Here is a 13916-nt window from a genome sequence, read left to right as displayed (position 1 = left end):
GAACCGAGAGGTTTTTCAGCCCTTGCCCTTCTCCACCGCGTACGCCGCGACCGACCAGAGCGAGTAGCCGAAGCGGGTGCCGCGCTCGATGCCCTGGATCCGGACGAACCGGGTGTCCGGGGCGTCCACCCCCACCATCTCCCGGCCGCCCTTGCCGTCGGTGACGGTCGCCGCCGTACGCCAGGTGCGGCCGTCGGCCGAGACCTGGACCCGGTAGCGCGAGGCGTACGCGTCCTGCCAGCGCAGATCGAGCCGCCCGAGGTGGGTCGGGCGGGCCAGTTCGAGCTGGAGCCACGCGCCGTCCTCGGCGGGGGAGGACCAGCGGGTCCCGGAGTCGCCGTCGACGGCCGCGGACGCCGGGAAGTCCGGGGTCTCGTCGCCGGACGAGGTCGCCTTCGTGCCCTTCGCGCGGGCCAGGTCGGGGCCGCTGGTGCGGGGCAGGGCCCGGACGCTCAGCATGCGCTGCTCGGACCCGAAGCGGACCGGGACGGCGTACGTGCCCGGCTTGGTGTCCTTGTCGACCGACATCTCGATACGGGCGGTTGCCGTGGCCCCGCGCGGGGCCGTCACCCCCTCGGGGGCCCGGGCCGTGATGCCGCGCGGGGTGCGCAGCGTGAGCTTGTCGTTCACATCGCCCGGGCGCAGTGAGGTCAGCTCGGCCTGGACGGTCGCCGACCGGCCGCCGACCTCGGCGTCCACCGATGCGCGCGACAGCCGCAGCTCGGCGGCCGGGGTGTCGGCGAACCAGGGGGCTATCTCGTGCACGGTGGGCGGGGTACTCCCCGCCGCCCAGCTGAGCCGGACCGCGTCGGCCCGTACGCCCTTGGCGCCGACCTGGGTGAAGCCGTCCGTGGCCAGCGCGCCGAGCCTGCGCCAGCCCTCGCCCGGCACATGGGCCTCGACGGTGCCCGAGCCCTCCGCTGACCGCCCGGTGAGCGCGGAGACCGACGACAGCGGGCGGGTGCGGCCGAAACGCACCGTGACCGGTTCGCCCGACGAGGCGACCGTGGTGGTCGCCTTGCCGTCGGCGGCCGCGTGGTCGGCCTCGTGGGTGCGGAGCCTCTCCTTGCCCGACCGCTTCACGCCGGACCAGTCGTCGGCCTGGGTCAGGGCCTTCTTCAGGAAGGGGTCCAGCACGTCCTTGCCCACCGTGACCCGGCTGTCCGAGATCTTCTCGCGCAGCCCCTCCACCGCCAGCCGGGCGGTCCAGGCCTTGTCGCCGTCGCCGTGCGCCTGGGCGGTGAGCATGTCCACCGCCCGGACGCCCGCGTCGCCGTAGCGCCCGAGCTGGTCGAGCCAGGGCCGTACGTCGTCGCCCAGCGTCCCGGACAGCCGCTCGGGGGCGTCGCGCATCGTGGCGAACGCCGCGCGCAGCCGGTCCGCCGCCCGGTCCAGCCGCTCCACGTCCGTACGGCCGACCGCCGACCAGAAGGCGTCGGTCAGGGGGCGCAGGTACGCGGACTCGTCGCCGCCGAGTACCGAGGACGCGTCGTTCCCGGCGAGCGCGTGCAGCGCCGCGCGGGTCCTGCCGTCCGGTCCGGCCAGGTCGTCGATGGCCGCCTGCCAGGACTCCTGGGGGCGGTAGCCGCGCGGGTTCCAGGCGAAGTCGGCCGCCGTGAACAGCGGGATGCGGGACGCGGTCGGCTGCTCCATGGCGTTGGCCAGCAGGGCGGAGGACTGCGTGGCCACGGCCGGGTCCCGGCCCGTGTAGGGGCCGAGGAAGATCCGGTCCTGGGCATAGTCGTTGACCGGGTAGTTGTCCATGGTCACCAGCCGGTGGCCGAAGGCGGACCGGGCGTCGGCCAGCTCACCGCCGGTGATCGTCCTGGGCACCACCCCGACGCCGGTCCAGGCCACCTCGACGGCGGTGTCCAGCTCGGCGGCCAGGGCGCGCCGGAAATCGGTGTCGCCGTCCTGGTAGTACTCGGTCGGCATCAGCGAGAGCGGGGCCGCGTCCGGATGGCGCCCGGCGAGGTGGTGGGCGAGCGCGTTGGCCATCTTGGCCTGCGCCTTGGCGGCCGCCTCGGGGCCGGAGCCGAAGGTGTCGGCGTCCTTGCCGCAGTGCCACTCGCTGTAGCTGACGTCCTGGAACTGGAGCTGGAAGGAGCGCACCCCGAGCGCCCACATGGCGTCGACCTTCTTCAGCAGCGCCTTCAGGTCGCTGTCGGAGGAGAAGCACATCTCCTGGCCGGGGGAGACCGCCCAGCCGAGGGTCACGTGGTTGCTGCGGGCCCGGGTGGCCAGCTCGCGGAACTCCGCGCGCCGCTCGGCGGGGTACGGATCGCGCCAGCGGGCCTGGCGGTACGGGTCGTCGCCGGGCGCGTAGAGGTAGCGGTTCTGCTTGGTGCGGCCCATGAAGTCGAGCTGGGCCAGCCGGTCCCGCTGCGACCAGGGGGAGCCGTAGAAGCCCTCGGTGGTGCCGCGGACCGCCGTACCGGGCCAGTCGCGGACGGTGACCCCGGCGAAGGCCTTGGCGTCCTTGGCGTCCTGCCCGGTCCGCTGGACGAGCAGCTGGCGCAGCGTCTGGACGGCGTGGAAGAGGCCGTCCGGCCCGACGCCGTCCAGCGCGACCGTGGCGCGCCCGTCCACCCGGCCGGTGGCCAGCCGGTAGCCGCCGGACGGAAGGTCGCCGCGCTCCGGCGCCCGCAGCGCCCGTAACGCGCTCTGCGCGCCCTTGCCTCCGGCGTGCACCACGAGCCCGCGCGCCGGGGGCGCGCCGCCCGGGGTGGCCTCGTTGACCGTACGCACCCCCGCGTCGTGCAGCAGGGCGCGCAGCGCGTCCAGCGCGTACGGATCGGCGTCGCCGTCGGCGACCAGCGTGGCCTCGCTGGATATCGCCACATCCGTCCCCTGTGCGCGCAGCGACTGCGGCCGTGGCCAGACGGGCGGTACGTCCCCGGTGCTCTTCCGGTCCGGTGTGGAGGCCCCGGCGGTGCCGGGATCCACGGGCGCGGCGCTCGCCCCTTGGGCGCCGCCGAGTAATCCGCCGATGACCGCGGCCGCCATGGCCGTCGCCCCCACTGCCCTCGGCTTCTTCCCCCGGAAGTGCACGGCGTCTCCTCGATTCAGCTAGCTGGCCCCGTCGTATCGGCCGCAAAAGGCGCCAATCGGCGACGAGCCCACCAGTGCGCCGGTGAGAGTGTCAACGCGCTTGACCGAGCTGTCGGCAATGCCGCAAGCACGGTGGTGCCGACGGATGTGCGCCCCCTGCGGTCCGCCCCCCTGCGCGCCGTCGTGTCGCCTCCGCAAGTCTGACGGATGAAGGAGGGCTCTGTCCGTAAGCTCTGTGTTCCCGACCCCTCTCGGCCGCGAAATCGCCTGTCTCGCGGGTGTGATGTACGGCACGTCCGGGTGTCGTTTACGTCTGCGGCCGGATTGAGTGGGTAGGGCTCGTCATTGACACACTGCCGACACCCCACGGAGGTCCGTGTGGCCGCGTCAGCTCTTCTCCCCGCCGCCATGTCCAAACCCGTGCCCGAAGCCGTGCGCGAGCCGGACCCGTTCGCCGGGGTCTCCGACCCCGACTGCGGACTGTGCGGACTGAACGGCTTCGGGTCCGGTGTCGCCACCGAGGCGCCCCTCACCAGCGAACCCCCACTCGCCGACAACGTTCCCCTGACCAGCGAGCCCCCGCTCGCCACCGAACTTCCCCTGACCAGTGAGCCGGTCGCCGCCGGGGCCGGCGCGGGCGCAGCCATGGGGCCGATGGAGTACTGATGGGCAGAGCGCGGCTCGCCGAGCTGCACGGTGTCGCCACCTCTTACGAGCCCGCCCCGGGCCGCACCGTCCAAGTGCCCGATGACACCGTCGTGGCCGTACTCGCCGCGCTGGGCGTGGACGCCTCCACCCCCCGATCAGTGAACGACGCGCTGGACCGGCACGAGGCCCGGCAGCGCGACCGGCTGCTGCCCCCCTGCGTGGTCCTGCGCCCTGGCGGAGCGCCGCGCCAGGCCCTGCCCGACGGCACGGAGCTGCGCGTGCGCACCGAGGACGGCGCGCCACGCGGGTGGGGGCCGGCGGCCGCCGAACGCCCGTTATTACCCGCGGGTACGCCGTGGCGGCCGGGCGCGGACCTACCCCTCGGTACGCACACCCTCACCGCGCACGCCCCCGACGGGCGCACCGCCACCGCCGCCCTCATCGTGGCCCCCGACCGGATGCCGTCGCCCCCGGCCCGCAGCCACGGCTTCCTCGTCCAGCTCTACTCGCTGCTGTCCGCCCGCTCCTGGGGCATGGGCGACCTCGGCGACCTGGCCGACCTCGCCGCCTGGTCCGGGCGCGCCTTCGGCACCGGATTCATCCAGCTCAACCCGCTGCACTCGGCGGTGCCCGGCACCCCGGCCGCCCCCACCGACCCCTCCCCCTACCGCCCCTCCTCGCGCCGCTTCCCCGACCCCGTCCACCTGCGGGTCGAGAACGTGCCCGAGTACGCCCACCTCGGCGGCGCCGCCCGCGAGCGGGCCGACCGGCTGCTGGAGGCCGCGGCGGCGCTCCGTACGTCCGTCCTGCACGACGGCGCCCTGATCGACCGGGACGCGGTATGGGCCCTCAAGCGGGAGGCCCTGGAGCTGGTACGGGCCGTCCCCCTCGGCCCTGGCCGCCGCGCCGCCTACTGCGACTTCCTCGCCGAGCGCGGCCAGGCCCTGGAGGACCACGCCCTGTGGTGCGCCCTCGCCGAGACCTACGGCCCCGACTGGCGCGGCTGGCCCGACGGCCTGGCCGACCCGCGCTCCGCCCGCACCGCCCGCGCCCGGGGCGAGCACCTGGACCGCACCGACTTCCACTCCTGGCTCGCCTGGCTCACCGACGGCCAGCTCGCCGCCGCCCAGCGCGCGGCGCTCGACGCGGGCATGGGCATCGGGCTGGTGCACGACCTGGCGGTCGGAGTCCACCCTTCCGGCGCCGACGCCTGGGCCCTCCAGGACGTCTTCGCCTCCGGTATGTCCATCGGCGCGCCCCCCGACGCCTTCAACTCCCGCGGCCAGGACTGGGGCCTCCCGCCCTGGCGCCCCGACGCCCTCGCCGCCACCGGCTACGCCCCGTACCGCGAGCTGCTGCGCGGCCTGCTGCGGCACGCGGGGGCGCTGCGCATCGACCATGTGATGGGCCTGTTCCGGCTGTGGTGGGTCCCGGAGGGCCGGCCGCCGACCGAGGGCACGTACGTGCGGTACGACGCGGACGCCATGCTCGGCGTGCTCGCCCTGGAGGCACACCGGGCGGGAGCCGCCGTCATCGGCGAGGACCTGGGGACCGTCGAGCCCGGCGTACGGGAGGCGCTGGCCGGGCGGGGCGTGCTCGGGACGTCGGTGCTGTGGTTCGAACGTGACTGGAACGGCGACGGCGCCGCCCGTCCGCTGGCCCCCGGGGAATGGCGCGCCGACTGCCTGGCCACGGCCACCACGCACGACCTCCCCAGCACCGCGGCCCGGCTCACGGGCGACCACGTCGCCCTCCGCCACCGCCTGGGCCTGCTCGGGGGTTCGCTCGCCGAGGAGCGCGCCGCGGAGGCGGCCGAGGTCGCCGAGTGGACGCAGCTGCTGGGGCGGCTCGGCCTGCTGCCGGAGGGGCCGGGCGACGAGGAGGCCACGATCAGGGCCGTCCACCGCTTCCTGCTGCGCACGCCCGCGCGGATGGTGGGCGTGTGGCTCCCCGACGCGGTGGGGGACCGGCGACCGCAGAACCTGCCGGGCACGTGGGATCAGTACCCGAACTGGCGACTGCCGATCGCCGACGCGGCGGGCCGCCCGATGACCCTGGAGGCCCTGGCGTCCTCCCCCCGCCTCCACGCCCTGATGACGACCCTGGCAAAGGGGACCTAGCCCCCACCCCGCCCCTCCCCGAACCCGGGGGCAAGCCCCCCCAACGCAGAGGCTCCGGCCCCGCACCCCCGCCGGGACTCCGCCCCTGGACCCCGTCGCCCCGGTGTGTGGGCAACTGTTCCGCAGAGGGGGCACCTCCCAGCGGTAGCTGGGGGAGGAACGGGTGGGCACAAACCGGCCACCGGGCCGCACCCGGCCGCGAGACCGTCGCCAGGTACGGCCCGGGGCCGGGGGCGTGCCCCCGGTTCGGGAACGGGCGGGGTGGGGGAAGAGGTGTCATGGACACAACCGCATATCGGAGGGGCCCCATGTCCGGACGACGACCCGCCCGAAGACTCCGCACCCTCGCCCTCGCCACCATGGCCGCCGCAGCGACGCTGATACCCATGGGCGGCGCGGCCGCCCAGGACAACTGCGACGCCCCCATCACCAACGCCCCGGCGCACGTCATCGAGACCTGCGACACCCCCACCCGCATCATCGACAAGGCCGTCCACACCGTCCCCACCCCCGGCCAGCTCGCCTGGCAGCAGCGGGAGGTCACCGCCTTCACCCACTTCGGCATGAACACCTTCACCAACCGCGAATGGGGCTCCGGCACCGAGGACGAGAAGCTGTTCGACCCCGCCGCGCTCGACTTCGACCAGTGGATGGGCGCCTACAAGGCGGCCGGAGCCGAGCAGGTCATGCTCACCGCCAAGCATCACGACGGCTTCACGCTCTACCCCAGCCGCTACACGGACCACGACGTGGCCGCCAGCCCCTGGTGGACCCGCGGCCCCGGCGGGCGGAACCCCGACGGGGACGTCCTCGGGGCGTACACGAAGGCGGCCCGCGCCGCAGGGCTGAGGGTCGGGGTGTACCTCTCGCCCGCCGACGGGGCCGAACTGCCGCACGCCTGGCACGCCCAGTGGGTCGAGAAGGTCCGCCAGAAGCAGGCGAACGGCGAACAGCTGTCGCTGCCGGAGCGCATGGCGCTGGAGGACGCCGGCCGCGCGCCCGCGGGCCAGGGGCGGTACGGAAACGGCAGCACGCCCACCGAGCGCACCATCCCGACCCTCGTGCCCGGCGACGACCGCGCCGCCGACGTCGCCTCCGGCAAGCTGCCCAGCTTCCGTTTCATGGCCGACGACTACGACGCGTACTACCTCAACCAGATCTACGAGATCCTCACCCAGTACGGCCCCGTCGACGAGTTCTGGCTGGACGGCGCGAACCCCTGGTCGGGCGCCGGGGTCACGCAGAAGTACAACGTCGCCAACTGGTTCCGGCTGATCCGCGCCCTCTCCTCGGACACCGTCGTCTTCCAGGGCGCCCAGGGCGTGCGCTGGGTGGGCAACGAGAGCGGCGTGGCCCGCGAGACGGAGTGGTCGGTGGCGCCGTCCGCCGTCGACCCCGGGACCGTGATCGGCGGGGGGCTGCCCAACGACTCGACCGACGCCGACATCGGCTCCCGGGCGAAGCTGACCGCCCCCGGCGTGAGGTACCTCCAGTGGTATCCGGCCGAGGCGGACGTCTCGCTGCGCCCCGGCTGGTTCCACCACCCCGCGGAGCGCCCCAAGACGGCCGCGCAGCTGATGTCGCTGTACGAGCGCAGTGTGGGCCGCAACGCCTCGCTGCTGCTCAACGTCCCGCCCGCGAAGAACGGCCGGATCGACGACGCCGACGTCGCGTCGCTCACCGCCTTCGGCACGGCTGTACGGAACACCTACGGCTCCGCCCTGCCGACCGGTGGCGGGTCCGTGACGTTCGACCGGGTGCGGCTCGGCGAGGACATCCGGTACGGGCAGCGGGTCGAGGCGTTCACCGTGCAGGCACGGACGGCGGGCGCCTGGCGGGACATCGCCTCCGGCACCACCATCGGCGCGCGCCGCATCCTGGCGCTGCCCACGGCGGTGACCGCCGACGCGGTGCGGGTGAAGGTCCAGGGGGCCCGCGCGACGCCACGGCTGCTGCCGGTGACCGTCCACCGGGCGGAAGGGCCTTAAGGGCCACCCCGCGCACGCGCCGCCCACAGGCGTCCGATAACTTGAGCGTGTGAGCAACAAGGTCAAAAAGAACGCCGTGCGCGCCGGTGCCGTCATCGCCGCGACGACGGCGATGCAGCTGATGTCGTCCCCCGCGTTCGCGCTCACCCGCGACGACGGTGACGACCCGGGTCCGGGCCTGAGCGTCGCCGAGACGCTGGGTCTCTTCGTCGTCGCCCCGATCGTGCTCTTCCTGGTGATCGCGGGCCTCGTCATGCTGGGTGACAAGAAGTCCCGTCAGCAGACCGACTGACGACGGGCGAGCGAGAGACGAAAGCGCTGTACGGCGCTGCGAGGGCGCCCCTGGCCGAACCGGCCGGGGGCGCCCTCGTCGTATCCGCGCACCCTCACCCGATTCGCGGCAGTTACGCACGGGACCCGGGCGGTTTATTTTCGCTTTAACCTACGGTGTCGTAACCTACGGAGCCGTAAGTAAAGTCCCCCGTACCCGTCCCCAGGAGCTCCGCAGTGACCCTCGCCCCCTCCAGCCGCAACGGTCAGGCCGCGTGGAGCGATACCCAGCTCCTGTACGCGCTCGAAGAGGTCGTCGAGACCGAGCTGAACAGGCACCTGGGTGTCGCCAAGGAATGGATGCCGCACGAGTACGTGCCGTGGAGCGACGGCCGTAACTTCGACGGGGTGATGGGCGGCGAGGCATGGGCCCCCGACCAGTCCAAGGTCAGCGACGTCGGCCGGATCGCGCTCGTGGTGAACCTCCTCACCGAGGACAACCTCCCCAGCTACCACCACGAGATCGCGACCCTCTTCGGCCGGGACGGCGCCTGGGGCACCTGGGTGCACCGCTGGACGGCGGAGGAGGGGCGGCACGGCATCGTCATGCGCGACTACCTGCTCACCAGCCGCGCCGTCGACCCGGTGCAGCTGGAGCGGTTCCGGATGACGCACATGGGCGAGGGCTTCGAGTCCGACAACAACCACAGCATGCTGCACACCGTGGCCTACGTCGCCTTCCAGGAGCTGGCCACCCGCATTTCGCACCGCAACACCGGCCACCACTCCGGCGACCCGGTCTGCGACCGGATGCTGGCGCGCATCGCCACCGACGAGAACCTGCACATGATCTTCTACCGGAACCTGCTCGCCAAGGCGTTCGAGCTGGCGCCCGACCAGACCATGTGTGCCGTCCGCGACGTCGTCGTCGGCTTCCGCATGCCCGGCCACGGCATGCCCGGCTTCGAGCGCGCCGCCGCGCAGATAGCGATCGGCGGCATTTACAACCTGCGCATCCACCACGACGACGTCCTCCAGCCGGTGCTGCGCTTCCTGAAGGTGCTGCAGATCGGCGGGCTCGGCCCCGACGGCCTCAAGGCGCAGGAGGAACTGGGCCTCTACATGGGCGGACTGGACGACCAGGCCACCAAGTTCGACGAGCGCCGCGAGGCACTGCTGGCCCGGCGCAGGGCCCGTGCCGAACAGGCTTGATCACTCTGGCACCATCGGGTGATGGTCGATCATCCTTCGCACGGGACGTCCGGCGCGGCCCCTACGGAAACCTCGGGCGAAAGCCGCGACGAGGCAGCCGAGTTGCGGGCCGCGGCGGCGGCCGGGGAGCCGGGCGCGTACCGCCGTTACGCCGAACTCCTCACCGGGCGCGGACAGTTGGACGCGGCCCTGCCCTGGTGGGCCAGGGCCGCCGACGCCGGTGACGCGGACGCCTCGCGCACCCTCGCGCAATGCCACAAGGACCGCGGCGACTTCGCCGAGGCCGAACGGTGGTACCGCACCGCCGCCGACCGCGACGGCGGCTGCGCCTTCGGGCTCGCCCGGCTCCTCCAGGAGGCGGGCGACCCGGCCGGTGCCGAGGAGTGGTACGGGCGCGGGGCCGCGCTCGGCAGCGTCGCCTGCACGACCAGCGGCGCCGTGATGCTGGCCGCCCGTGGCGAGTGGGACACCGCCCTGGAGCGGCTGGCCGAGGCGTCCGCCGAGGGCGACGACGTCGCCACCCGCACCCGCAAGGTGATCGAGGACCTCCTCGCCGAGCTGGCGGCCCGGCGTGACGCCCTCGCCGCGGCGGAGTCCGCGGGCGACCCCGACGCCGCGTACGAGGCGCTGCGCCCGCTGCTCGACCCCGACCGGGCGGCCCTGTACGACACCTATCCGCACCTGGTCGCCGAGGCCGAGGCGCTGTACGCCCGCGCCGCGGCGGCCGGCAGCGTCAAGGCCCTGGTCGACCAGGCCATCTTCGTCGCCCGCGACGCCGCCCGCCGGGACGAGGCCCGCGCCCTGGTCGAGCGCGCCCATGAACTCGGCTACGACGGAGCCGCCTTCGTGCTCGGCGTCTGGTCCGAGGAGCGCGGCGACCTGCGGGCCGCGGAGTCCTGGTACCGCACGGCCGACGACGCCGACGGCGGCCACTTCTGGGCCTGCTACAACCTCGGCGTGCTGTGCACCCGCCAGCGGCGGCTGGACGAGGCCGAGGAGTGGCTGCTGTCCACCGGCATCGACCCGGAGAACTGGGACCCGTTCTCGGAGAGCGAGGAACGGGTCGTCAGAGCCCTGGAGGACGTCGCCGCCATCCGCGACGACCCCGGGCGGCAGGGATCCGCCCGGTGGCGCGACCGCCTCCCCGGGCTGCGCGACCGCGCCCGGGACGGCGGGCCCGACGCCTGGTACGCCTACGCCGAGGCCCTCGACCACATCCACCGGCTCCCCGAGGCCGCCGAGTGGTACCGCAAGGCCGGCACCCCGCGCGCCCTCCTCGCCCTCGGCCGGATGCTGTACCGGTCGGGCGGCGCCAGGGGCACGCTCATGGTGCCGTACTACGAACCCGCAGCCGGCGAGGGCGACGCCTCCGCCGCGTACGACATCGGCCGCATCCACGACGAGGCCGGGCAGCGGCGCACCGCCGAGATCTGGTTCCACCGCGCGGCCGGGCTCGGCCACGGGGGCGCCGCGTGGTGGCTCGGCCGGACCTCCGAGGAGCGCGGCGGCGACCCGCAGCAGGCCGAGCGCTGGTACGTCCGCGCCGCCCGCACCGGCCTCGTGCCGCCCGCCTTCCTCGCCGGCCGCAGCATGGTCCGGCGCGGCGCCCACGCCGACGCCGTACCGCTGCTGCACACCGCGCACGACGGCGGCCACGCGGAGGCCGCGTACTGGCTGGCCAAGGCCGTACGGGGGCTCGGCCGCCCCGAGGAGGCCGACCGCTGGCTGCGCACGGCCGCCGAACGCCATCCCGAGGCCCTGAGCCGTTTCGGCCCCATGGTCCGCCAAGCCGTGCCGGATCCCAGCCGAAACTAGCCCCCGTTTGTGGGCAACTGTTCCGCCGGGGGGCACCTCCCAGCGGTAGCTGGGGGAGGAACGGGTGGGCACAAACGGGCCACCGGCGTGCACCCGGCCATGAAACCCTGGGCGTGGACGGCCTGGCCGGGGGCCACCTGGGCTTTCGTCGCCGTCCGCGGGGCGGTGGGTGGGTTGTGCCCACCCGTCTCGCCCCGCGGTTGCCCACAACGGGTCAGGCGGCGGCCGCCGCGTCCGCCGCGCGGGCCTTGAGGGCGCGCTCGACGCCCGCCCGAGCCTCGGTCACCAGCCGCCGCAACGCCGCACTGGGCTCGGCGGAGGCCAGCCACGCATCGGTGGCGTCCAGCGTGGCCTGAGAGACCTGGAGCGCCGGGTACAGCCCGATCGCGATCTGCTGCGCCATCTCATGGCTGCGGCTGTTCCAGACGTCCTTGACCGCCGCGAAGTACTTCTCGGCGTACGGCGCCAGCAGCTCCCGCTGATCGGTCTGGACGAATCCGCCGATCACCGCCTCCTGCACCGCGTTCGGCAACTTGTCGCCCTCGACGACCGACGCCCACGCCTCGGCCTTGGCGGCCTCGGTCGGCCGTGCCGCCCGCGCCGTGGCGGCGTGCCGCTCGCCCGCCGACGTCTTGTCGCGCTCCAGCTCGGCGGCGATCTCGGCCTCGTCGGCGCGCCCGGTCGCGGCGAGCCGCTCCACCAGCGCCCAGCGCAGCTCCGTGTCGATGGCCAGGCCGTCGATCGTCCGGCTGCCGTCCAGCAGCGCGGCGAGCAGGTCGAGCTGGGCGTCGGTGCGGGCCGTCGCGGCGAAGGCGCGGGCCCAGGCGAGCTGGTGGTCGCTGCCGGGGGCGGCGGCGCGCAGGTGCTCCAGCGTGGCCTCGGTCCACCGGGCGAGCCCGGTCTCACGCCAGTCCGGCGCGGCGTACAGCTCGAGCGCGAGCTTCACCTGGCGGTGCAGCGACTGCACCACGCCGATGTCCGACTCCTTGGCCACGCCGGACAGCACGAGCGCCAGGTAGTCGCGGGTGGCCATTTCGCCGTCCCGGGTCATGTCCCAGGCGGAGGCCCAGGACAGGGCCCGCGGCAGGGACGCCTCGAAGTCGCCCAGGTGCTCGGTGACGACGGCCAGGGAGTCGGCGTCGAGCCGGACCTTGGCGTACGAGAGGTCGTCGTCGTTGAGCAGGATGACGGCGGACCGCTTCGTGCCGACCAGGCCGGGCACCTCGGTCAGCTCGCCGTCCACGTCCAGCTCGATCCGCTCGGAGCGGACCAGCTTGCCGGTCGTGGCGAGGTCGTACAGCCCGATCGCGATGCGGTGCGGCCGCAGGGTCGGCTCGCCCTTGGCGCCCGTCGGAAGCGCCGGGGCCTCCTGCCGGATCGCGAAAGAGGTGATGGTGCCCGAGGCGTCCGTCCGGATCTCCGGGCGCAGCACATTGATGCCGGCGGTCTGCAGCCACGCCTTCGACCAGGTCTTGAGGTCGCGCCCGCTGGTCTCCTCCAGCGCGCCGAGCAGGTCGGTGAGCCGGGTGTTCTTGTAGGCGTGGCGCTTGAAGTACGCCTGGACGCCGCGGAAGAACTCGTCCATGCCGACGTACGCGACGAGCTGCTTGAGCACGCTCGCGCCCTTGGCGTACGTGATGCCGTCGAAGTTGACCAGGACGTCGTCAAGGTCGCTGATCTCGGCCATGATCGGGTGGGTGGACGGCAGCTGGTCCTGCCGGTAGGCCCAGGTCTTCATGGAGTTGGCGAAGGTGGTCCACGAGTGCGGCCACTTGCTGCCCGGCGCGTAGGCCTGGCAGGCGATGGAGGTGTAGGTGGCGAACGACTCGTTCAGCCACAGGTCGTTCCACCACTCCATGGTGACCAGGTCGCCGAACCACATGTGGGCCAGCTCGTGGAGGATGGTCTCGGCCCGCACCTCGTACGCCGCGTCCGTCACCTTGGAGCGGAAGACGTACTGGTCGCGGATGGTGACCGCGCCCGCGTTCTCCATCGCGCCCGCGTTGAACTCGGGCACGAAGAGCTGGTCGTACTTGGCGAACGGGTACGCGTAGTCGAACTTCTCCTCGAACCAGTCGAAGCCCTGCCGTGTCACCTCGAAGATGGCGTCCGAGTCGAGGAACTCGGCGAGCGAGGGCCGGCAGTAGATGCCGAGCGGCACCGACCGGCCGTCACTGCCGTCCCAGCTGCTGTGCACGCTGTGGTACGGGCCGACGATGAGCGCGGTGACGTACGTCGAGATGCGCGGCGTCGGCTCGAAGCGCCAGACGTTGTCCTTGGGCTCGGGCGTCGGCGAGTTGGAGATCACCGTCCAGCCCTCGGGCGCGGTCACGGTGAACTGGAAGGTGGCCTTCAGGTCCGGCTGCTCGAAGCTGGCGTACACCCGGCGGGCGTCCGGCACCTCGAACTGCGTGTAGAGGTAAGCCTGCTGGTCGACCGGGTCGACGAAGCGGTGCAGCCCCTCACCGGTGTTGGTGTACGCGCAGTCGGCGACGACCCGTAGCTCGTTGCGCCCGGCGTGCAGCGACGGCAGCGCGATCCGCGAGTCCTGGAAGACCTCGGCGGGGTCCAGGGCGTCCCCGTTGAGGACCACCTCGTGGACGGTGGGCGCCACCAGGTCGATGAACGAGGACACACCCGCCTCGGCGGCGTCGAAGCGCACCGAGGTCACCGATCGGTAGGTGCCGCCCTCCTGCGCGCCGCTCAGGTCCAGCTCGATCTCGTACGCGTCCACGGTCAGGAGGCGCGCTCGCTCTTGCGCTTCCTCCCGGGTGAGGTTGGTACCAGGCACGTCGGCTCTCTCCCGTTCGTC

At 73.5% G+C, this 13916-nt stretch carries 8 protein-coding genes; 6 read left to right on the top strand and 2 right to left on the bottom strand.

Annotated elements, in window-relative coordinates; all coding sequences use genetic code 11:
- Positions 1–15: 15 nt before the first annotated feature.
- Complete coding sequence (locus ACH4SI_RS26875; protein WP_398300253.1) at positions 16–3006, bottom strand: beta-N-acetylglucosaminidase domain-containing protein; 2991 nt, start codon at positions 3004–3006, stop codon at positions 16–18.
- Between the two features lie 453 nt (positions 3007–3459).
- On the opposite strand from ACH4SI_RS26875, the gene ACH4SI_RS26870 reads away from it, so the two are divergent.
- From ACH4SI_RS26870 to ACH4SI_RS26845, 6 genes are all read left to right on the top strand, one after another.
- The gene (locus ACH4SI_RS26870; RefSeq protein WP_398299857.1) at positions 3460–3717 is read left to right on the top strand and encodes a hypothetical protein; all 258 of its coding nucleotides are present in this window, start codon (positions 3460–3462) and stop codon (positions 3715–3717) included.
- Entirely contained in the window at positions 3717–5819 is a 2103-nt protein-coding gene (gene malQ / locus ACH4SI_RS26865) for a 4-alpha-glucanotransferase (protein ID WP_398299855.1), read from the top strand. Before ACH4SI_RS26870 ends, malQ begins: the two co-directional genes overlap by 1 nt.
- A gap of 308 nt (positions 5820–6127) precedes the next feature.
- Positions 6128–7807, top strand: a complete 1680-nt coding sequence (locus ACH4SI_RS26860) for an alpha-L-fucosidase (protein WP_398299853.1) — start codon at positions 6128–6130, stop codon at positions 7805–7807.
- Positions 7808–7856: 49 nt separating this feature from the next.
- Complete coding sequence (locus ACH4SI_RS26855; RefSeq protein WP_398299851.1) at positions 7857–8099, top strand: hypothetical protein; 243 nt, start codon at positions 7857–7859, stop codon at positions 8097–8099.
- Positions 8100–8314: 215 nt separating this feature from the next.
- Positions 8315–9289, top strand: a complete 975-nt coding sequence (locus tag ACH4SI_RS26850; protein ID WP_398299849.1) for an acyl-ACP desaturase — start codon at positions 8315–8317, stop codon at positions 9287–9289.
- Positions 9290–9310: 21 nt separating this feature from the next.
- Positions 9311–11104 (top strand): tetratricopeptide repeat protein, encoded by a 1794-nt coding sequence (locus tag ACH4SI_RS26845; RefSeq protein WP_398299847.1) that lies wholly within the window; start codon positions 9311–9313, stop codon positions 11102–11104.
- A 214-nt stretch (positions 11105–11318) separates the two neighbouring features.
- Here ACH4SI_RS26845 and pepN read toward each other — a convergent pair whose 3' ends face one another.
- On the bottom strand, positions 11319–13895 hold the full coding sequence (pepN, locus tag ACH4SI_RS26840) for an aminopeptidase N (RefSeq protein ID WP_398299845.1): 2577 nt from the start codon (positions 13893–13895) through the stop codon (positions 11319–11321).
- Between the last annotated feature and the right edge of the window lie 21 nt (positions 13896–13916).

This window comes from Streptomyces sp. NPDC021212, assembly GCF_044332925.1.
GTDB lineage: Bacteria > Actinomycetota > Actinomycetes > Streptomycetales > Streptomycetaceae > Streptomyces.
The sequence above is the reverse complement of the archived record's forward strand: the minus strand, read 5'-3'. Positions and strand labels throughout refer to the sequence as shown.